This is a genomic window from Pseudomonas sp. SWRI81 (genome assembly GCF_014268545.1).
In the GTDB taxonomy this organism is placed as follows: domain Bacteria; phylum Pseudomonadota; class Gammaproteobacteria; order Pseudomonadales; family Pseudomonadaceae; genus Aquipseudomonas; species Aquipseudomonas hamedanensis.
The window spans coordinates 62161-83100 of record NZ_JABWQS010000019.1 but is presented as its reverse complement, the minus strand read 5'-3'; the positions used below and the strand labels follow the sequence as shown (position 1 = coordinate 83100).

The 20940-nt window shown below is 59.7% G+C and carries 23 protein-coding genes; 17 read left to right on the top strand and 6 right to left on the bottom strand.

Annotated elements, in window-relative coordinates; genetic code table 11:
• Positions 1-22: 22 nt before the first annotated feature.
• From HU765_RS14340 to HU765_RS14330, 3 genes are all read right to left on the bottom strand, one after another.
• Positions 23-754, bottom strand: coding sequence for a GntR family transcriptional regulator (locus HU765_RS14340; protein ID WP_186551130.1), 732 nt, complete (start codon positions 752-754; stop codon positions 23-25).
• A gap of 283 nt (positions 755-1037) precedes the next feature.
• Positions 1038-1553: a L,D-transpeptidase family protein gene (locus tag HU765_RS14335; protein ID WP_186551129.1), complete on the bottom strand. Its 516-nt coding sequence runs from the start codon at positions 1551-1553 to the stop codon at positions 1038-1040.
• Positions 1554-1646: 93 nt separating this feature from the next.
• Positions 1647-2198: an NUDIX hydrolase gene (locus HU765_RS14330; RefSeq protein ID WP_186551128.1), complete on the bottom strand. Its 552-nt coding sequence runs from the start codon at positions 2196-2198 to the stop codon at positions 1647-1649.
• A gap of 147 nt (positions 2199-2345) precedes the next feature.
• Between HU765_RS14330 and HU765_RS14325 the strand changes: the two genes are divergently transcribed.
• The 5 genes from HU765_RS14325 (at position 2346) to purT (ending at position 5632) form a co-directional block, all read left to right on the top strand.
• Positions 2346-2945 carry a CoA pyrophosphatase gene (locus tag HU765_RS14325; protein WP_186621274.1) on the top strand — a complete coding sequence of 200 codons (600 nt, stop codon included), beginning with the start codon at positions 2346-2348 and terminating at the stop codon, positions 2943-2945.
• A 46-nt stretch (positions 2946-2991) separates the two neighbouring features.
• Positions 2992-3516 carry a gamma carbonic anhydrase family protein gene (locus tag HU765_RS14320; protein WP_186621272.1) on the top strand — a complete coding sequence of 175 codons (525 nt, stop codon included), beginning with the start codon at positions 2992-2994 and terminating at the stop codon, positions 3514-3516.
• Positions 3513-3728: a DUF1289 domain-containing protein gene (locus HU765_RS14315; RefSeq protein WP_186621270.1), complete on the top strand. Its 216-nt coding sequence runs from the start codon at positions 3513-3515 to the stop codon at positions 3726-3728. Before HU765_RS14320 ends, HU765_RS14315 begins: the two co-directional genes overlap by 4 nt.
• 155 nt (positions 3729-3883) lie before the next feature.
• Positions 3884-4351 carry a VUT family protein gene (locus tag HU765_RS14310; RefSeq protein ID WP_090281913.1) on the top strand — a complete coding sequence of 156 codons (468 nt, stop codon included), beginning with the start codon at positions 3884-3886 and terminating at the stop codon, positions 4349-4351.
• Positions 4352-4450: 99 nt separating this feature from the next.
• Positions 4451-5632, top strand: a complete 1182-nt coding sequence (purT, locus tag HU765_RS14305; protein ID WP_024011715.1) for a formate-dependent phosphoribosylglycinamide formyltransferase — start codon at positions 4451-4453, stop codon at positions 5630-5632.
• An 89-nt stretch (positions 5633-5721) separates the two neighbouring features.
• Here the strand turns inward: purT and HU765_RS14300 are convergent, their stop codons facing one another.
• From HU765_RS14300 to ccsA, 3 genes are all read right to left on the bottom strand, one after another.
• Positions 5722-7038, bottom strand: coding sequence for an MFS transporter (locus HU765_RS14300; protein WP_186551123.1), 1317 nt, complete (start codon positions 7036-7038; stop codon positions 5722-5724).
• A gap of 411 nt (positions 7039-7449) precedes the next feature.
• The gene (locus HU765_RS14295; RefSeq protein ID WP_186621268.1) at positions 7450-8682 is read right to left on the bottom strand and encodes a transporter associated domain-containing protein; all 1233 of its coding nucleotides are present in this window, start codon (positions 8680-8682) and stop codon (positions 7450-7452) included.
• A gap of 12 nt (positions 8683-8694) precedes the next feature.
• Positions 8695-9507, bottom strand: a complete 813-nt coding sequence (ccsA, locus tag HU765_RS14290) for a cytochrome c biogenesis protein CcsA (RefSeq protein WP_186551121.1) — start codon at positions 9505-9507, stop codon at positions 8695-8697.
• A 210-nt stretch (positions 9508-9717) separates the two neighbouring features.
• On the opposite strand from ccsA, the gene ffh reads away from it, so the two are divergent.
• From ffh to HU765_RS14230, 12 genes are all read left to right on the top strand, one after another.
• Positions 9718-11094 carry a signal recognition particle protein gene (ffh, locus tag HU765_RS14285; protein ID WP_186621266.1) on the top strand — a complete coding sequence of 459 codons (1377 nt, stop codon included), beginning with the start codon at positions 9718-9720 and terminating at the stop codon, positions 11092-11094.
• A gap of 249 nt (positions 11095-11343) precedes the next feature.
• The gene (gene rpsP / locus HU765_RS14280) at positions 11344-11595 is read left to right on the top strand and encodes a 30S ribosomal protein S16 (RefSeq protein WP_003185073.1); all 252 of its coding nucleotides are present in this window, start codon (positions 11344-11346) and stop codon (positions 11593-11595) included.
• A gap of 5 nt (positions 11596-11600) precedes the next feature.
• Complete coding sequence (rimM, locus tag HU765_RS14275; RefSeq protein ID WP_186551120.1) at positions 11601-12137, top strand: ribosome maturation factor RimM; 537 nt, start codon at positions 11601-11603, stop codon at positions 12135-12137.
• A gap of 2 nt (positions 12138-12139) precedes the next feature.
• Entirely contained in the window at positions 12140-12892 is a 753-nt protein-coding gene (trmD, locus tag HU765_RS14270) for a tRNA (guanosine(37)-N1)-methyltransferase TrmD (protein ID WP_090281920.1), read from the top strand.
• Between the two features lie 45 nt (positions 12893-12937).
• On the top strand, positions 12938-13288 hold the full coding sequence (gene rplS / locus HU765_RS14265; RefSeq protein WP_003175895.1) for a 50S ribosomal protein L19: 351 nt from the start codon (positions 12938-12940) through the stop codon (positions 13286-13288).
• Between the two features lie 187 nt (positions 13289-13475).
• Positions 13476-14372, top strand: a complete 897-nt coding sequence (gene xerD / locus HU765_RS14260) for a site-specific tyrosine recombinase XerD (RefSeq protein ID WP_186621264.1) — start codon at positions 13476-13478, stop codon at positions 14370-14372.
• 258 nt (positions 14373-14630) lie between these two features.
• Complete coding sequence (gene dsbC / locus HU765_RS14255) at positions 14631-15362, top strand: bifunctional protein-disulfide isomerase/oxidoreductase DsbC (protein ID WP_186621262.1); 732 nt, start codon at positions 14631-14633, stop codon at positions 15360-15362.
• A 130-nt stretch (positions 15363-15492) separates the two neighbouring features.
• Positions 15493-16797: a homoserine dehydrogenase gene (locus tag HU765_RS14250; protein ID WP_186551117.1), complete on the top strand. Its 1305-nt coding sequence runs from the start codon at positions 15493-15495 to the stop codon at positions 16795-16797.
• Between the two features lie 104 nt (positions 16798-16901).
• On the top strand, positions 16902-18311 hold the full coding sequence (gene thrC, locus HU765_RS14245; protein ID WP_186551116.1) for a threonine synthase: 1410 nt from the start codon (positions 16902-16904) through the stop codon (positions 18309-18311).
• Between the two features lie 120 nt (positions 18312-18431).
• On the top strand, positions 18432-19805 hold the full coding sequence (locus HU765_RS14240) for a transporter substrate-binding domain-containing protein (RefSeq protein ID WP_186551115.1): 1374 nt from the start codon (positions 18432-18434) through the stop codon (positions 19803-19805).
• A gap of 117 nt (positions 19806-19922) precedes the next feature.
• Positions 19923-20330: a DNA-binding protein gene (locus HU765_RS14235; RefSeq protein WP_186551114.1), complete on the top strand. Its 408-nt coding sequence runs from the start codon at positions 19923-19925 to the stop codon at positions 20328-20330.
• 165 nt (positions 20331-20495) lie between these two features.
• Entirely contained in the window at positions 20496-20777 is a 282-nt protein-coding gene (locus tag HU765_RS14230; protein ID WP_186551113.1) for a DUF3509 domain-containing protein, read from the top strand.
• Positions 20778-20940 lie beyond the last annotated feature (163 nt).

The following is a 20940-nucleotide window of genomic DNA, read 5'->3' as shown; positions in this document are numbered from 1 at the left end:
TCGTTCTCGCTTGTGGCCGCGCCTAACGTCGCAGCTCTGCAACAAAGTCGTAGTAATCGTTGCGGCAGTAGGTGTCGGTGACTTCGATAGGGGTGTTGTCTTCCAGATAACCGACCCGGGTCATCAGCAACATGGCGGTGCCTGGGGCGATGCCGACCAGCGCGGCGAACTCGTCCGAGGCGTTGATCGCCTGGATATGCTGCAAGGCGCGCACGATCGGTTTGCCGATGCCGTCGAGGTATTCGTACAGCGAATCGCCCACCGCTTGCGGCTTGGGCATGATCGAGGCGGGCAACGTGCTCATTTCGATGGCCATCACCGTGTCGTCGGCTTTGCGCAGGCGCTTCATGCGCGCGACCTTGTCGTTCGGCGACAGGCCGAGGCGGATCAGCTCTTCATGGGTTGGCAGGGTGATTTCCCGCTCCAGCCAGTGCGAACTCGGCACGAAACCTTTCAGGCGGAGCATTTCGCTGAAGCCGGACAGGCGCGACAGCGGTTGTTCCAGGCGGGGCGTGATGAAAGTGCCGGAACCTTGCAGGCGGCGGATCAGACCTTGATCGAGCAAGACTTCCAGGGCTTTGCGCGCGGTGACCCGGGAAATGCCGAGCTGGTCGCTGAGGTTGCGCTCGGACGGCATCGCCTGTTCGGCTTTCCATTGCCCGGCATGGATCGCGGCTTCCAGATTGCGCGCCAGTTGCAGGTACAACGGCGTCGGCTGGGAATCGTCGGGGCGCAAGGCGTGGAGGTCGTTCATGGCGGTCATTTCCGGCGCGGGTATAGGATTGTTGTGGCGCGCTTGTGGGGCGGAAATTAATACCACTTCAATACCATGTCAACGCGATGAAAGGGTGCCTGACCCAATGGAATGGTGGTTTTCAGGGGGGCGTATTTTTAAGTGGTATTAGTGGTGGCCTGTACAAAGCAAAAGATCGCAGCCTGCGGCAGCTCCTACAGTTGAGAGTGGTATCACCTCTGTAGGAGCCGCCGCAGGCTGCGATCTTTTGATTTATTTTTTGCAGGTGACCAGTGGTCAGCGATTAAGGGCGAATTTCGACCATCGTGCCATCCGGCACCAGGCTCCATACTTCGCGCATGTCGACGTTACGCATCGCGACGCAGCCGTCGGTCCAGTCCAGCGTGTGGAACAGCTCTTCAGGGGTTTCTTCCGAATCCGGCGTGCCATGGATCATGATCATCCCGCCGGGCTCGACGCCTTCACGCCGGGCGCGGGCCGAGTCGCTGATGTTCGGATAGGAAATGTGCATCGACAGATTGAATTTGTCGCTGGTCTTGCGCCAGTCGATCCAATAGAAGCCTTCCGGGGTGCGTTTATCGCCTTCGATCAGTTTCGGACCTTTTTTCGCGCCCTTGCCCAAGGAGATGCGATAGGTCTTGAGCGGCTTGCCGTCGACGATCAATTGCAACTGATGCGCCGATTTGAGCACCAGGACCTTTTCGATGAGAGGGGTATTCGACGGCGTCACGGTGGTCACGAATGACGCTTGCGAGACTGCAACGAACGACAGGCAAAACAGGGCAAGCAACCAACGCATTGAAACGATTCCCCAGCTATGAAGCAGATACATGATTGATAGACGCGGATGTAGTGCAAACGCGCTGTGGTTATCGGCCGCCCCTTGAAAAGATCAGGTGATCGCCGGCTGGACCAGTGGCGGAATGGATTCCGAGCGCACCGGATAAACCTCGTTGCGCCGATCCGCGAAGAAGCATTCCAGCGTACGCCCCACCGTGCGGAACGCCAGCTCGTCCCAGGGAATGTCGGCTTCGTCGAACAGTTGCACTTCGAGGCTCTCGGGGCCAGCGGCAAAATCCACATCGACCAGCTCGGCACGAAAGAACACATGCACCTGGCTGATGTGCGGCACGTCGATCAGCGTGTAGATACTCAGGTGGCGAACCCGGGCGCAGGCTTCTTCAGCGGTTTCGCGGATGGCGGCCTGTTCGATGGTCTCGCCGTTTTCCATGAAACCGGCCGGCAACGTCCAGTACCCCAAACGTGGCTCGATGGCGCGACGACAGAGCAGCACTTTGCTGCCCCAGGTCGGCACGCACCCGGCGACGATGTTGGGGTTCTGGTAGTGAATGGTCTGACAGCTGTCGCAGACAAATCGCAGCCGCGAATCGCCTTCGGGAATGCGCTGCGTCACCGGGTTACCGCATTGGCTGCAAAATTTCATGCTCAGGTTCCTGAATGCTGCGCCTATCTTGGCGTGCAGCGGTGCCGGTCGGCAAGTTGTCGTTTCGCGACACGACGGGTTTCGGGGGCTTGGGCACTCGCATCGATTGGTGCATGATGCAGGGTAAGGCCCCGATCGAGAACACTCATGCTGGACGAGCTACTGCATAGGGTAAGCAACCACACACCGCGCACGCTGGAGACCGACACGCGTTTCCCCGAAGCCGCCGTTCTGGTGCCGATCACCCGCAGTGACGAGCCGGAACTGGTCCTGACGCTGCGTGCCAGCGGGCTTTCGACCCATGGCGGCGAAGTCGCCTTTCCCGGTGGCCGCCGCGACCCTGAAGACCCGGATCTGATCTTTACCGCCCTGCGCGAGGCCGAAGAAGAGATCGGCCTGCCGCCGGGACTGGTCGAAGTCATCGGCCCGCTCAGCCCGTTGATTTCCCTGCATGGCATCAAGGTCACGCCGTACGTCGGGGTGATTCCCGATTTCGTCGAATACCAGCCCAACGATGCCGAAATTGCCGCAGTCTTCAGCGTGCCGCTGGAATTCTTCCGCAAGGACCCCCGCGAACACACCCATCGCATCGACTACCAGGGCAGAAGCTGGTACGTGCCCAGTTATCGCTACGGCGAATACAAGATCTGGGGGCTGACGGCAATCATGATCGTCGAGCTGATCAACCTGCTTTATGACGCTGATATCAGCTTGCACCAGCCGCCGAAAAGCTTTCTCAATACCTGAGCCGCCGTTCGAGTGGCCGAACACCGTAAGCCCTGAGGAAAACAACATGAAATACCGCCTGGGCGACGCCCGCGTCGAGACTCACCCGCAGAGCTGGGTCGCCCCCAATGCCGTGCTGGTCGGCAAGGTCAGACTGGAAGAAGGCGCCAACGTCTGGTTCAACGCCGTGCTGCGCGGCGACAACGAACTGATCCTGATTGGCAAAAACAGCAACGTTCAAGACGGCACGGTGATGCACACCGACATGGGCTATCCGTTGACCATCGGCACTGGCGTGACCATCGGCCACAACGCAATGCTGCACGGCTGCACGGTTGGCGATTACAGCCTGATCGGTATCAACGCGGTGATTCTCAACGGCGCGAAGATCGGCAGGAACTGCATCATCGGCGCCAATTCGCTGATCGGCGAAGGCAAGGAAATTCCCGACGGTTCGCTGGTGATGGGCTCGCCTGGAAAAGTCGTGCGGGAGCTGACCGAGGCGCAAAAGAAGATGCTCGAAGCCAGCGCCGCGCACTATGTGCATAACTCGCAGCGTTATGCCCGCGATCTGGTTGAGCAGGAAGAATGACTGCCGTCGAACGTCCCGTCGCCTCGCCCTGTGTGAATATTTGCGCGCTGGACGACGATGATGTTTGCACCGGGTGCCAGCGCACGGTCGCAGAGATCACCCGTTGGGGCCGCATGAGCAATGAGGAGCGCCGCGTGGTGCTGGGGTTGTGCCATGAGCGGGCGAAGGCGAGTGGGTTGGTGTGGATGATCCCCGGAAAATCCGGCGCCTAGACCACCGCTTTCGCGAGCAAGCCCGCTCCCACATTTGGAATGAGATCTCATGTGGAAGCGGGCTTGCCCGCGAAGAGGCCAGTACATTCACTACATCTTATTGGCTCACAACACAGCCTGAAGTAACCTGTGCGCCACATTCACAGGCCGCCTCCATGATCTTTCTCATCGCCTACATCAGCAGCGTCGTGCTGATCAACTTCGCTTTTTCCACCGCGCCGCACCTGGACATCATCTGGTCGGCGTGGGGCGGGTTGGTGTTTGTGTTGCGCGACATGGTGCAAACCCGTTTCGGTCATGGTGCGATTGTGGCGATGCTGGCGGCGCTGGTGCTGTCCTACGTGACGTCCGACCCTTCCATTGCCTTGGCCAGTGCCACCGCGTTCGCCGTTTCCGAGTGCATTGACTGGCTGGTGTTCAGCATCACCAAGCGCCCGCTGCGTGACCGCTTGTGGATCAGTTCGGCGTTGAGCATTCCGCTGGATACGTTCATTTTCTTCGGCATGATCGACCTGCTGACCCCGCCGGTGATCATCACCGCACTGGCGTCGAAGTTTGCCGGCGTCACCGCCGTCTGGCTGATCATGGCCTGGCGCGAGCGCAAACAGGCTGTCGCCAGCTGAAGCCAAACCCTCGGGTTCATGTAAAATGCCGCGCTTTCTCCCCATGGAAAGCGCACTTGCGTGGCTTTCCTCGATGATCCGCTTCTTTGAGGACCTGAGATGACCCGTATCGGAACTCCATTGTCGCCAACCGCGACCCGCGTATTGCTGTGTGGCTGTGGTGAGTTGGGCAAGGAAGTGGTAATCGAATTGCAGCGCCTCGGCGTTGAAGTGATTGCCGTCGATCGCTATGCCAATGCGCCGGCCATGCAAGTCGCCCACCGCAGCCACGTGATCAACATGCTCGACGGCGCCGCCCTGCGTGCGGTGATCGAGGCCGAGAAGCCGCACTTCATCGTGCCGGAAATCGAAGCCATCGCCACCGCCACCCTGGTTGAGCTGGAGGCCGAAGGCTTTACCGTGATCCCGACGGCCCGCGCTGCACAGCTGACCATGAACCGCGAAGGCATCCGTCGTCTGGCCGCTGAAGAGCTGGACCTGCCGACTTCGCCGTACCACTTTGCCGACACCTTCGAGGATTACAGCAAAGCCGTGCAGGACCTGGGCTTCCCTTGTGTCGTCAAGCCGGTGATGAGCTCCTCGGGCAAAGGCCAGAGCCTGCTGCGCAGCGCCGATGATGTGCAGAAAGCCTGGGATTACGCGCAAGAGGGCGGTCGTGCCGGCAAAGGTCGGGTGATCATCGAAGGCTTCATCGATTTCGATTACGAAATTACCCTGCTGACCGTGCGCCACATCGGCGGCACCACCTTCTGTGCTCCGGTCGGTCACCGTCAGGAGAAGGGCGATTACCAGGAATCCTGGCAGCCGCAGGCCATGAGTCCAATTGCCCTGGCTGAATCCGAGCGCGTCGCCAAAGCGGTGACGGAGGCGCTGGGTGGTCGTGGTCTGTTTGGCGTCGAGTTGTTCATCAAGGGCGATCAGGTGTGGTTCAGCGAAGTGTCGCCGCGTCCGCATGACACCGGCCTGGTCACGCTGATTTCTCAGGATCTGTCGCAGTTCGCCCTGCACGCCCGAGCCATTCTGGGCTTGCCGGTGCCGCTGATTCGTCAGTTCGGGCCTTCGGCGTCGGCGGTGATTCTGGTGGAAGGGCAGTCGACCCAGACCGCGTTCGCCAACCTGGGCGCCGCGTTGAGCGAACCGGATACCGCGCTGCGCCTGTTCGGCAAGCCAGAAGTGAACGGCCAGCGCCGCATGGGCGTGGCGCTGGCGCGCGATGAATCGATCGAGGCCGCGCGTGCCAAGGCGACTCGTGCGTCTCAGGCGGTTGTTGTAGAACTCTAAACCGAGTCGCGCCCATCGCGAGCAGGCTCACTCCTACAATTTGTAATGCGTTCCCCTGTAGGAGTGAGCCTGCTCGCGATAGCTGTCTATCAAGCGACCCGATTCAGGTCATTGCCACGGGTCTCTTTCAAACACAACACCGCTATCACACTCAACACCGCCGCCGCCGACACATACCCGCCGACATAACTCAACCCGCCCATCGCCACCAGTTTCTGCGCAAAGAACGGTGCCGCCGAGGCGCCGACGATCCCGCCCAGGTTGTACGCCGCTGACGCGCCGGTATAACGCACATGGGTCGGAAACAGCTCAGGCAACAGCGCTCCCATCGGCGCGAACGTCACGCCCATCAAGAACAATTCGATGCACAGGAACAGCGCCACGCCCCAGGTCGAACCCTGAGTCAGCAACGGCTCCATCAGAAACCCGGAAAGAATCGCCAGTACACCACCGATGATCAGCACCGGTTTGCGCCCGTAACGGTCGCTGGCCCAGGCCGACAACGGCGTGGCCGCTGCCATGAACAGCACCGCAAAGCACAGCAGGCCAAGGAACGTTTCGCGGCTATAACCCAGCGTGGACACGCCGTAGCTGAGGGAAAACACCGTCGAGATATAGAACAGCGCATAGCAGACCACCATCGCCGCTGCGCCCAGCAAGGTCGGTGCCCAGTACTGACTGAACAGTTCGACCAGCGGCACCTTCACCCGCTCCTGACGGGCGATGGCGTTGGCGAACACTGGCGTTTCGTGAAGCTTGAGGCGCACGTACAGGCCGACCATTACCAGCGCGGCGCTGAGCAGAAACGGAATGCGCCAGCCCCAGCTGCGGAACTGTTCGTCATCCAGAGTCATTGCCAGGGTCAGGAACAGACCGTTGGCTGCAAGGAAACCAATCGATGGCCCGAGCTGCGGGAACATGCCGAACCAGGCGCGTTTGCCTTTCGGTGCGTTTTCCGTGGCCAGCAGCGCAGCGCCACCCCATTCACCACCCAAGCCCAGACCCTGACCGAAACGTAGTACACAGAGCAGAATCGGCGCCCAGGCACCGATACTGTCGTAGCCCGGCAGGACGCCAATCAAAGTTGTACACACGCCCATCAGCAGCAGCGAAGCGACCAGCGTCGATTTACGGCCGACGCGGTCGCCGAAATGGCCGAACAGCGCCGAACCCAGTGGGCGGGCAAGGAAAGCGATGCCAAAGGTGAGAAACGCCGAGAGCATTTGCGCTGTCCCGGACGTCTGCGGAAAGAACACCGGCCCGATCACCAGCGCCGCAGCGGTGGCGTAGACATAGAAGTCGTAAAACTCAATGGCGGTGCCGATAAAGCTGGCCGTGGCCACACGAGTGGCGGAGTTGGTCGGTTGGGCAGGCGCGGTTTCGCTGTAAGCGGTTTGGGTCGTCATGCGGTGATCCCTGACAGTCATGAGCTCCGTTGGAGCGAATTATTATGGTCGAACACCCAGGGATGTGGGATGAGGCGCGATCGCTGTTTCGAGTAGGAACAGTCGTCGGTGTGTAGCGCAAAACAGTCGGGATCCATGGAGTGCCGGGTAAGCACAGGGATTGACGGCGCTTGGGTAAGCGCCTCGATTATAGGAAGGAGGCTAACAATCGAACAAGCGCAATTAAAGCTTCGCCCATTCTGCAGGCAAATGATGATGTGGCGAGGGAGCTTGCTCCCGCTGGGTTGCGAAGCAGCCCTATCTATTGATGTGGTGCCGCTATTTTGCGGCCGCTGCGCGCCCGAGCGGGAGCAAGCTCCCTCGCCACAAGGCTTAGACCTTGGCGGGAGCAAGCTCCCCTCACCACAGGGCTTAGGCCTTGGCGGGTGCCAGGCTCGTAAGCCAGATCAACACTTTGCTTACCCGGTTCTCCTCGGTTTCAAGGATTTCCAGGCGATAACGGCCGATCTTCAGACAAACCGCACTCTCCGGAATGGTCTCCAGCGCTTCGGTCACCAGCCCATTCAGCGTCTTCGGACCATCGCTCGGCAAATGCCAGCCCAGGCACTTGTTCAGTTCGCGGATCGAGGCGGCGCCATCGATCACCATGCGCCCGTCGGCTTGTGGATGAATGTGCGGGTTTTCGAGGCTGTGTTCGCTTTCGAATTCGCCGACGATCTCTTCAAGAATATCTTCCAGCGTGACGATCCCCAGCACTTCGCCGTACTCGTCGACCACCATGCCCAGGCGCCGCTGCTGTTTGTGAAAGTTCAGCAACTGCAGTTGCAACGGCGTGCTTTCCGGAACGAAGTACGGCTCGTAACTGGCCGCCAGCAGTGCTTCGCGGGTCAGTTGGCCGTTGTTCAGCAAGTGGCCGATCTGGCGGGTGTTGAGGACCGCTTCGACCTGATTGATGTCGCTGTGAAACAGCGGCAGGCGCGTGCGTTTGTTGTGGCGCAGTTGCTCGATGATTTCTTCGATCGAATCGTCAAGATTGATGCCGTCGACGTCACTGCGCGGGACCAGAATGTCATTGACCGTGATGTTTTCCAGCGCGTGGATGCCCGACACCGGATGGGCGCGAACAGGGTGTTCGAAATCATCCTGATGATCGGCCGGCAGGTCGTCCTCACTCTGTTGCACGACCTGGGCCTTGCGCGTGAACGGCGTCATCAGCAAAGCGCTCAGACGGCTGAATAGCCAGGCGAACGGGTAGACGATTCGCAGTGGCACCGCCAGCAGGGCATTGCCGAACGTCAGCACCGCATCGGGATAGCGCCGGGCAACGGTGCGCGGAAAATAATCGGCAAACACCAGCAGGATGGCGCCAGCGCCGAGGCAAGCCGCCCACGGACCGTTTTCTTCGCAGAGGAAAATCGCCAGCAACGTTGCGATGATGACCGCGAGCGCGCGACACAGGGTGTTGCACAGGATCAGGCTGTCGAGCGGGAAGCTCAGCTTCGCCAGCGGCTTATCGCTGGCGCGCGAGGCGGTGCGTTGCGCGAGCAGATGCTGCTGCGCGATTTCGACGGCGGTAAACAGTCCCGACCACAAAATCAGCAGGACAAATACCGCGAGCATCGGCCCTATGGGCAAACCGTCCATTTATGCCGCCCGTCAGATGTGCAAAATGTATTCACGAACCAGTTTGCTGCCGAAATACGCCAGCATCAGCAGGCAGAAACCGGCGAGGGTCCAGCGAATCGCCTTGTGGCCGCGCCAGCCAAGACGATTGCGGCCCCACAGCAGCACGCTGAACACGATCCACGCCAGGCACGCCAGCAAGGTCTTGTGCACCAGGTGCTGGGCGAACAGGTTCTCGACGAACAGCCAGCCGGAGATCAGCGACAGCGACAGCAGCGTCCAGCCGGCCCAGAGGAAGCCGAACAGCAGGCTTTCCATGGTTTGCAGCGGCGGGAAGTTCTTGATCAGTCCGGATGGGTGCTTGTGCTTGAGCTGGTGATCCTGGACCAGCAGCAACAACGCCTGGAACACTGCGATGGTGAACATGCCGTAGGCGAGGATCGACAGCAGAATATGGGCGAGGATGCCCGGTTCTTCATCAATGATCTGCACCGTGCCGGTCGGCGCGAACTGCGCCAGCAGCACGGTGATGGCGCCCAGCGGAAACAGCAGCACCAGCAGGTTCTCCACCGGGATCCGTGAACAGGCGAGCAGGGTCAGGGCGATCACCGCTGCGGCAATCAGGCTGGAGGCGCTGAAGAAATCCAGGCCCAGGCCGATCGGGGTCAGCAGGTGCGTGAGCAGGCTGGCGCCGTGGGCCACGACGGCGAGGACGCCGAGGGTAACCAGCAGGCGCTTGTTCGCCTTGGCGCCGGTGGCCAGACGGGTGCTCTGATAAAGGGTCGCAGCGGCGTAAAGAAGGGCGGCGGCGAGGGTGGTCAGCAAACTGGGTGACAAGGGGAGCATAAATCCTGTTAGGCAAGCCCGAAAGGGGCTGAGTTTGGCATAGAACCGCTATCGCACGAAAGACTCAGCAAGCTGACAGCGAGGTGTCCGCCGGCCGCAGTCTTCGCTATAATCCGCGACCTGCCCACGCCGCAGGCTCGCCGAGCACATGTTGATTCCGGTCTGGGCCGCCATTATCCCGGTCTGTACAGGGCCTGAAAGGATCGCGCAATGTTTGAAAACTTAACCGACCGTCTCTCGCAGACGCTGCGCCATGTCACCGGCAAGGCGAAGCTGACCGAGGACAACATCAAAGACACCCTGCGTGAAGTGCGCATGGCGTTGCTTGAAGCTGACGTCGCGCTGCCGGTCGTCAAGGACTTCGTCAATTCGGTCAAGGAGCGCGCTGTCGGCACTGAGGTGTCGCGCAGCCTGACGCCGGGCCAGGCGTTCGTGAAGATCGTCCAGGCCGAACTCGAAAGCCTGATGGGCGCGGCCAACGAAGACCTGAACCTGAGCGCCGTGCCGCCGGCGGTGATTCTGATGGCCGGTCTGCAGGGCGCGGGTAAAACCACCACCGCCGGCAAGCTGGCGCGCTTCCTTAAAGAGCGCAAGAAGAAGTCGGTGATGGTCGTGTCGGCGGATATCTACCGTCCGGCGGCGATCAAGCAGCTGGAAACCCTGGCCAACGACATCGGCGTGACGTTCTTCCCGTCCGACCTGAGCCAGAAGCCGGTCGACATCGCCACTTCTGCCATTAAAGAAGCAAAACTGAAATTCATCGACGTGGTCATCGTCGATACCGCCGGTCGTCTGCACATCGACGAAGAGATGATGGGCGAGATCAAGGCGCTGCACGCCGCGATCAACCCGGTCGAAACCCTGTTCGTGGTCGACGCCATGACCGGTCAGGACGCCGCCAACACGGCCAAGGCCTTTGGTGATGCACTGCCGCTGACCGGTGTGATCCTGACCAAGGTCGACGGCGACGCCCGTGGCGGTGCCGCGCTGTCGGTGCGCGCCATCACCGGCAAGCCGATCAAGTTCATCGGTATGGGCGAGAAGAGCGAAGCGCTCGATCCGTTCCACCCTGAGCGGATCGCCTCGCGGATCCTCGGCATGGGCGACGTGCTCAGCCTGATCGAACAGGCCGAAGCGACCCTCGACAAGGACAAGGCCGACAAACTGGCCAAGAAGCTGAAGAAGGGCAAGGGCTTCGACCTCGAAGACTTCCGCGATCAGCTGCAACAAATGAAGAACATGGGCGGCCTTGGCGGGCTCATGGACAAGCTGCCGAGCATCGGCGGGGTGAATCTGTCGCAGATGGGCAATGCCCAGAACGCCGCAGAAAAGCAATTCAAACAGATGGAAGCCATCATCAATTCCATGACCCCGGCCGAGCGCCGCGACCCTGAGCTGATCAGCGGTTCGCGCAAGCGCCGGATCGCCATGGGCTCCGGCACTCAGGTGCAGGACATCGGTCGCTTGATCAAGCAGCACAAGCAGATGCAGAAGATGATGAAGAAATTCACCGCCAAGGGCGGTATGGCAAAAATGATGCGCGGCATGGGCGGTATGTTGCCCGGCGGCGGTATGCCAAAAATGTAACTAACTGGCCGGTCGTCGCACCGGCGCAGGCCCCGCAAGGATGCGGGATCAACAGCAAACCCGCACTCGGCGGGAGCTGACTGGCCGTTTTAACCGACGGCTCTCTATGCAAATCTGCACGGCATGCCACAGGCGCCGGAAAAAGTCATTTGCAAAAGTCCGGATATTCCTTAGAATATGCGGCCTTTCGGGCACCCATGCCCGCTGTGCATTTAGATTTGCAGCACCGACTACAGGAACGATGTTCACATGCTAACAATCCGTCTTGCCCTTGGCGGCTCCAAAAAGCGCCCGTTTTACCACCTGACCGTAACCGACTCGCGTAACCCGCGTGACGGCTCCCACAAAGAACAGGTTGGTTTCTTCAACCCTGTTGCCCGTGGTCAGGAAATCCGTCTGTCCGTGAACCAAGAGCGCGTTGCCTACTGGCTGAGCGTTGGTGCACAACCTTCTGAGCGCGTTGCTCAGTTGTTGAAGGAATCTGCCAAGGCTGCGGCCTGAGCAATATGAACGCGACGCCTGCTGCTGCCGATGATTTGATCGTTATTGGCAAAATTTATTCTGTTCATGGCGTTCGCGGCGAAGTGAAGGTGTATTCCTTTACTGATCCGACTGAAAACCTGTTGCAGTACAAAACCTGGACGCTCAAGCGCGAAGGCAATGTCAAACAGGTCGAGCTGGTCAGTGGACGTGGGAGCGACAAGTTCCTGGTCGCCAAGCTCAAGGGTCTCGATGATCGTGAAGAAGCTCGTCTTCTGGCCGGTTATGAGATCTGCGTGCCGCGCAACCTGTTCGCTGAATTGACCGATGGCGAGTACTACTGGTACCAGCTGGAAGGTCTGAAGGTCATCGACACCCTTGGGCAACTGCTCGGGAAAATCGATCATCTTCTGGAAACCGGCGCCAATGATGTAATGGTCGTCAAGCCTTGCGCTGGCAGCCTGGATGATCGCGAACGCCTGTTGCCCTATACCGAGCAATGCGTGTTGGCCGTCGACCTGGCCGCGGGCGAGATGAAGGTGGATTGGGACGCGGACTTCTAAACGTGGCTAACTTGCGCGTAGAAGTGATCAGTCTGTTTCCCGAGATGTTTTCCGCCATTGGCGATTACGGCATCACCAGTCGTGCGGTCAAGCAGGGGCTGTTGCAGCTGACCTGCTGGAATCCGCGAGATTACACGACGGATCGGCATCACACTGTGGACGATCGCCCGTTTGGCGGTGGTCCGGGCATGGTGATGAAGATCAAGCCCCTGGAAGATGCTCTGGTTCAGGCCAAGGCGGCAGCCGGGGAGGCGGCGAAGGTAATTTACCTGTCCCCCCAAGGCCGTCAACTGACTCAGTCGGCGGTACGCGAGCTGGCACAATCGGATGCATTGATCCTGATTGCCGGCCGTTACGAAGGCATTGACGAGCGCTTTATTGAGGCTCATGTCGATGAAGAGTGGTCGATTGGCGACTATGTATTGTCTGGCGGCGAGCTGCCGGCCATGGTCCTGATCGATGCGGTTACACGACTGCTGCCTGGAGCTTTAGGGCATGCGGATTCCGCTGAGGAAGATTCCTTTACGGATGGTCTGCTGGATTGCCCGCACTACACCCGACCGGAGGTGTATGCGGATCAGCGTGTTCCCGACGTGTTGCTAAGTGGCAATCACGCGCATATCCGGCGTTGGCGTTTACAGCAGTCCCTTGGTCGGACCTATGAACGACGCGCCGATCTTCTGGAAAGCCGCTCGCTTTCTGGAGAAGAGAAGAAGCTGCTCGAGGAATACATCCGCGAGCGGGACGATAGTTAACAACGTATCGATGGTAGATCGAACGATTTACCTTAGGAGCACAGCATGACCAACAAAATCATCCTTGCACTCGAAGCAGAGCAGATGACCAAAGAAATCCCTACCTTCGCCCCAGGCGACACTATTGTCGTTCAGGTGAAAGTGAAGGAAGGCGATCGTTCCCGTCTGCAAGCGTTCGAAGGCGTTGTCATCGCCAAGCGTAACCGCGGCGTGAACAGTGCGTTCACCGTTCGTAAAATCTCCAACGGTGTTGGCGTAGAACGTACTTTCCAGACCTACTCGCCGCAAATCGACAGCATGGCTGTCAAGCGTCGCGGTGACGTACGTAAAGCCAAGCTGTACTACCTGCGTGACCTGTCGGGTAAAGCAGCTCGCATCAAGGAAAAACTGGCTTAAGTCCAGCTTCCGATGCAGAAAAAAGCAGCCTGCGGGCTGCTTTTTTGTTGCCTGCGATTTAGCAAATCCATCTCGAACGCCTCGTTCAGCGAATCTCTCTGTTCCTTGATCTGGCCGGCTATGAAAGACTGACGCCCATTCACTGTCTATTTGCGCGCCGCGCGAAAAAGCCCTGCTCTGAGTATCCATGCCTGCCATCGACCATCCGCTGATTGATCAATTCCTCGACGCCTTATGGCTGGAGAAAGGCCTGTCCGACAACACCCGCGACGCCTATCGCAGCGACCTTGCGCTGTTCAACGGCTGGTTGCAGGAGAAAAACCTTGAACTGATCAACGCCGGCCGGGATTTGATTCTCGATCACCTGGCCTGGCGTCTGGAGCAAAACTACAAGCCACGCTCGACCGCGAGATTCCTCTCCGGGGTGCGTGGCTTTTATCGCTATCTGCTGCGGGAAAAGCTGATCAGCGTCGACCCGACGTTACGCGTCGACATGCCGCAACTCGGTAGGCCATTGCCCAAATCCCTGTCGGAAGCCGACGTCGAAGCGCTGCTCAAGGCGCCGGACCTGAGCGAAGCCATCGGCCAGCGTGACCGCGCCATGCTTGAGGTGCTGTATGCCTGTGGTTTGCGCGTGACTGAACTGGTCAGCCTGACACTGGAACAGGTCAACCTGCGCCAAGGTGTATTACGGGTGATGGGCAAGGGCAGCAAAGAGCGCCTGGTGCCGATGGGCGAGGAGGCGATTGTCTGGGTCGAACGCTACATGCGTGACGGTCGCGGTGAACTGCTTGGTGGCCGGCCCAGCGATGTGCTGTTCCCCAGCCAGCGCGGTGAGCAGATGACTCGCCAGACTTTCTGGCACCGGATCAAGCATCAGGCCAAGGTCGCCGGGATCGGCAAGTCGCTGTCGCCGCACACCTTGCGACACGCGTTCGCCACGCACCTGCTCAACCACGGTGCAGACCTGCGCGTGGTGCAGATGTTGCTCGGGCACAGCGACTTGTCCACAACCCAGATTTACACCCACGTGGCCCGCGCCCGCCTGCAAGACCTGCACGCCAAACACCACCCTCGCGGCTGAACAAAAATCCCTTGTAGGAGTGAGCCTGCTCGCGATAGCTGTAGTCCTGACGACACAGCTTCGACTGACAGACCGCTATCGCGAGCAGGCTCACTCCTACAGGGGACCTTCGAAGATGTTTAAACCTGCGGCGACAGGCGCATTCGGCCACCGTGGCCTTATGTGTTAGGCTTTCCCGGTTTGCACGATGGACGGTCATGACCCGGTGTTTCGCACGGGCGTTCTGAACGTTCCATTTGTCCGCCTTCAGGAGTTCTCATGCGTCTGACCCAGATTTTCGCCGCCGCCGCCATTGCGTTGGCGAGCACCTTTGCCGTCGCCGATGACGCGGCCGACAAAGCCATTCGTCAAAGCCTGGAAAAACTCGAACTCGAGGTTCCGGTAGAAAGCATCAATTCAAGCCCGCTGCCAGGCATGTACGAAGTCAAGCTCAAGGGCAGCCGCGTGTTGTACGCCAGCGCCGATGGTCAGTACATCGTTCAGGGCAACCTGTACCAGCTCAAGGACGGCAAACCGGTCAACCTGACCGAGAAGACCGAACGCCTGGGCATTTCCAAACTGATCAACGCCATCCCGGTGGCCGAAACCGTGGTCTACCCGGCCGTGGGCGAGACCAAATCGCACATCACCGTGTTCACCGATACCACCTGCCCGTACTGCCACAAACTGCACGCCGAAGTCCCCGAGCTGAACAAGCGCGGCATCGAAGTGCGCTACGTGGCGTTCCCGCGTCAGGGCCTGAATTCGCCAGGTGACGAGCAGTTGCAAGCCGTGTGGTGCTCGAAAGACAAGAAAGCCGCCATGGACAAAATGGTCGATGGCAAGGAAATCAAGGCCGCCAAGTGCGATAACCCGGTTTCCAAACAGTTCGCCCTCGGTCAGTCGATCGGCGTGAACGGTACACCGGCCATCGTTTTGGCCGACGGACAAGTCATTCCGGGCTACCAGCCTGCGCCACAAGTCGCCAAACTGGCGCTGGGCGCGAAGTAATTCGCATCGTCACGGTCAGCCTTGACGATCATGGTCCGGTGGTCACTTCACCGGGCCATTAATAGAGAGCCGCGAGCACGCGGTTGTTTTCCGGCCGACCTCGAGTCGGCCGTTTCATGGGGAGTTCACAGTGAATCCGGTCAAAGTAGGCATCTGTGGGTTAGGGACCGTCGGTGGCGGGACCTTCAACGTACTTCAGCGCAACGCCGAGGAAATTGCTCGTCGTGCCGGGCGTGGGATCGAAGTGGCACAAATTGCCATGCGCACGCCAAAGCCTCAGTTCCAGACGACCGGTATTGCGATTACCAACGATGTCTTCGAAGTGGCCACGAACCCTGAGATCGACATCGTCATAGAGCTGATGGGCGGCTACACCGTTGCCCGCGAGCTGGTACTCAAGGCCATCGAGAATGGCAAGCATGTGGTCACCGCGAACAAGGCGCTGATAGCCGTTCACGGTAATGAGATTTTCGCCAAGGCGCGCGAGAAAGGCGTGATCGTGGCATTCGAAGCGGCGGTGGCCGGTGGCATTCCGGTGATCAAGGCGATTCGTGAAGGCCTGTCGGCCAACCGCATCAATTGGGTCGCGGGGATCATCAACGGTACCGGCAACTTCATCCTCACCGAAATGCGCGAGAAGGGCCGTACGTTCGAAGACGTGCTCGCCGAAGCGCAGGCGCTGGGCTATGCCGAAGCCGATCCGACCTTCGACGTCGAAGGCATCGACGCGGCGCACAAACTGACGATCCTGGCGTCGATCGCGTTCGGTATTCCGCTGCAATTCGACAAGGCTTACACCGAAGGCATCACCAGGCTGACCACTGCTGACGTCAATTACGCCGAAGCGCTGGGCTATCGCATCAAGCACCTCGGTGTCGCGCGCAGCACTGACGCGGGCATCGAACTGCGCGTGCACCCGACGCTGATTCCGGCCGATCGCCTGATCGCCAACGTCAACGGCGTGATGAACGCGGTGATGGTCAACGGTGATGCGGCCGGTTCGACGCTGTTCTACGGCGCCGGCGCCGGCATGGAGCCGACGGCGTCGTCGGTGATTGCCGACCTGGTGGACGTGGTTCGCGCCATGACGTCCGATCCGGAAAACCGTGTGCCGCACCTGGCCTTCCAGCCGGATTCGCTGTCGGCCCATCCGATCCTGCCGATCGAAGCCTGCGAAAGCGCGTACTACCTGCGCATTCAGGCCAAGGACCATCCGGGCGTACTGGCACAGGTGGCGAGCATCCTCTCGGAGCGCGGCATCAATATCGAATCGATCATGCAGAAAGAAGTCGAAGAGCATGACGGTCTGGTGCCGATGATCCTGCTGACCCACCGCGTGGTGGAGCAGCGCATCAACGATGCGATCGCCGCCCTTGAAGCGCTGGCGGGTGTCGACGGCCCGGTTGTACGGATCCGTGTCGAACATTTGAATTAACAGCAGCTACAAGCGGCAAGCTACAAGCGGCAAGTCAAAGCGGTTCGGCTTTTACTTGCGGCTTGTAGCTTGAAGCTTGCAGCTCAAACCAAAGGTTTGCCCCTATGCGTTATATCAGTACTCGCGGCCAGGCACCGGCCCTGAATTTCGAAGACGTCCTGCTGGCCGGTCTCGCGACCGACGGCGGTCTGTACGTTCCGGAAAACCTGCCACGTTTCACCCAGGAAGAAATCGCTTCCTGGGCCGGCCTGCCGTATCACGAACTGGCTTTCCGGGTGATGCGCCCGTTCGTCACCGGCAGCATTCCGGACGCCGATTTCAAAAAGATTCTTGAAGAAACCTACGGTGTGTTCGCCCACAGCGCCGTCGCCCCGCTGCGTCAGCTCAATGGCAATGAATGGGTGATGGAGCTGTTCCACGGCCCGACCCTAGCGTTCAAGGACTTCGCCCTGCAACTGCTCGGTCGCCTGCTCGACTACGTGCTGGAAAAACGCGGCGAGCGCGTGGTGATCGTCGGTGCCACTTCCGGTGATACCGGTTCGGCCGCCATCGAAGGTTGCAAGCACTGCGAAAACGTCGACATCTTCATCCTGCACCCGCACAACCGCGTGTCAGAAGTGCAGCGTCGGCAGATGACGACGATTTTCGGCGAGAACATTCACAACATCGCCATCGAAGGCAACTTCGATGACTGCCAGGAAATGGTCAAGGCCAGCTTCGCCGACCAGAGCTTCCTCAAGGGCACGCGTCTGGTGGCGGTGAATTCGATCAACTGGGCGCGGATCATGGCCCAGATCGTCTACTACTTCCACGCTGCCCTGCAGTTGGGCGGGCCGGCGCGTTCGGTGTCGTTCTCGGTGCCGACCGGCAACTTCGGCGACATCTTCGCCGGTTACCTGGCGCGCAACATGGGCCTGCCGATCAACCAGTTGATCGTCGCCACCAACCGCAACGACATCCTGCACCGCTTCATGAGCGGCAATCAGTACGTCAAGGAAACCCTGCACGCCACGCTGTCGCCATCGATGGACATCATGGTGTCGTCGAACTTCGAACGCCTGCTGTTCGACCTGCACGGTCGCAATGGTGCGGCGATTGCCGGCCTGATGAACTCGTTCAAAAAGGACGGCAGCTTCAGCGTCGAGCAAGAGCGCTGGACCGAAGCGCGCAAGCTGTTCGACTCACTGGCCGTAGACGATGCGCAGACCTGCGAAACCATCGCTGAAGTCTACGAGCAGACGGGTGAAGTCCTTGACCCGCACACTGCCATCGGTGTGAAGGCCGCGCGCGAATGTCGTCGCAGCCTGGACATCCCGATGGTCATTCTCGGCACCGCCCACCCGGTCAAGTTCCCGGACGCCGTGGAGAAAGCCGGTGTAGGAAAAGCGCTCGAACTACCTGCACATCTTTCTGATTTGTTTGAGCGAAACGAGCGCTGCACTGTTCTGCCAAACGAGCTGAAAGCCGTGCAGGCCTTTGTCAGCCAGCATGGCAACCGCGGCAAACCGCTCTAAGCCTGCAAAAGCTGTCACATTTTGAAGCCCGTCTCCTGACGGGCTTTTTTGTTTCTGCTGCCACACTGCTCGGGTTTTCACCCTCGAAGGACGGGTGAGCCGATCACGAAGGAAGTGGCAATGCGGTTTTATAGAGGTGTTAAACCGGCACTGGGCTGGTTGTTGTTATTGGCAGTGCTCGGCTGGGGGCAGGCAGGGATGGCGGCGCAGTTGGCGTTGCATGGGGAAGCTGTGGCCAGCGATATTGAGCCTATCGAGCTGGAAGAGCATGAGCGTCAATGGATTCGTGAAAACCCTACAGTGGCGGTGGCCTCGGTGCAGTACCCGTTGTATCTGTTTCAGGATGAGCACGGACATTGGAGTGGCCTCAACAACGACGTACTCAAACGCGTCAGCGCGATGACCGGACTGCAATTCGAGCATCAGGAGTCGTTCTCCACCGATCACATGCTCGAACGCCTCGAAAGCGGGTCGGCGGATATCAGCACAACGTTGGCGATGAGCGATGAGCGCAAGCTGTTTCTGGATTTCAGCCATGCCTTCGGCGGGGCGGGCTGGGTATTTGTCGGGCGTTCCGGCGCGCCGGCGGTGGAGTCGTTTGAACAACTGAGCCAGCGCACAGTGGTGCTACCGGCGCGGCATGCTCTGGAAGACGTGATCCGGCGTGACTATCCGGCGATAAACATACGCTCGGTCAAAACCTACGCCGAGGCCCGGGCGCTCGTCGAGAGTGGCGAAGCCTACGCGACCATCGAAAACGAGATCGGCGCGCAGCTTTATCCGCTGGGCTTGCTCAAGGTCGGCGGACTGGTCGAAGGCAAATGGGAGGCCGACCACTTGGCCGTACGCAAGGGCTTGCCGGTGCTGCTGAGCATTCTCAACAAGGCGCTGGAGGCGTTTCCCGCCGCTGAACTGCGATCCATTCGCCTGAAGTGGCTGGAGGGCATCACCCCGGTGCCCGTGCCGTCGGTCAGTCAACGGCTGACACAGTGGGGCTTTTGGGGAATGGGCGGGCTGGGGCTGTTCGGTCTGCTGTCATTGGTGTGGAACCGGCGGTTGACGGCGGTGATCAAGCTGCGCCGCGAAGCGGAAAAGGATCTGAGCGATCAACTGGCGTTTCAGCAGGCGTTGATCGATTCAATGCCCGATCCGCTGTTCGTGCGTGACCTGCAGGGACGCTTGATTCTGTGTAATCGCAGTTACGAAGAGGCGCTCTCGGTTCGCCTGGATCAAGTGCAAGGACGGCTGTTGTTCGAGGTCGACGCGCTGCCGGAAACCACCGCAAGGACGCTGCACGATGAGTTCATGGTGCAACTGCGTACGCGTAAAGCGCGCTTCAGTAATCGTCAGTTGCAGTTCAAGAGCGGTCCGCGCGAGGTCTATCAGTGGACGGTGCCGTTTTACAGTGCCGACGGCAAATTACGCGGATTGCTGGGAGGCTGGACGGACATCACCCAGCGTCGGGTAGAGAGCGGATGCAGATGTCTGCATTGAAGATGGGAAATGTCCTATAAGACGCGGCTACTTTTCTGATGGGAGGCTTAAGACGCCTGCCCTAGAGTGAACGACAAATGCGGTGAGAGTCCGCGATTGTCGTTCCAGAGGTCGCCCATGCGCTCGCTTAAAGTCCTGATATTCGAACCTAACCCGTTCCAACTGATGGCATTGCACCAAATGCTCAATGCCGTTGGCATTTATGACGTACTGACGGCGCCGTCGCTGGCCTCGGCCATGTGTTCGCTGGGGCATCGCGGTGCGGTGGACATCGCCATATGTGATCCGCAGCTAAAGGGCGGCGAGGGCCTGGCCCTGATCCGGCACCTGGCGGTCGAACAGGAGGCGCGTGCCCTGATCCTGCTGGGCTCGGTCGCCGCGAGCCTGCTGAGCGATCTCGAACCCTTGTTGTACGAGCATCGCCTGCGCCTGCTGGGGCGCCTGCAAACGCCGGTCTCGGCGGTATTGATGCGAGGCCTGCTGGACAACTACCTGCTGACCCCGTTGCAGCCTGTCGGGGCTTGAAGCGGGTCGTTTTTGTTCTGTAATCTTCGCCAGGCATGCTCTGTCAGGCCGGCGCCACGCCCGGATCGAGGCGCCTGCAGGCAGAACTTTCTTCTCGGGCCGATGGTCACTTATTGTGAGCACGCCCCAGGCACAATGTTTTCGGACTATTGAGTGGAGATCGAGATGGAAAGTATCAGTCTATTGCTCGGTGAGGCTCTGAGCCCGTATCACGTGACGTTGACCCCTCGCGGCAGCCATGGCGAATGCCTGGTCACCCTGAAGAACAGCAACGGCGCGATTGTCGTAGAACGCGAATTCAATCAGGCCCAGTTGAGCGACAAACGCTTGCTGACGGATGTCGTCGATGGCTTGCACCGTGACGTGATGATTGCCGAAGGACGGCTGGAACCCTGCGTCATCGCAGCGTTACGCAATGCAGCGCTGGACAAGCGTGCGCTGCTCTGAAGATGAAATTTATTTTGTGGGAACCTTCCTGCATCCCTGTCAGTCAGACCCCATAACAGCAGGATCAAGCATTGTGCTCCGGTGCTTGTCGCTTGCTGCTACGGGTCTTTTTACAGACCACGTTTAACCCCGGGTTGTCTCCCCACTACTCGGGGTTTCTTTT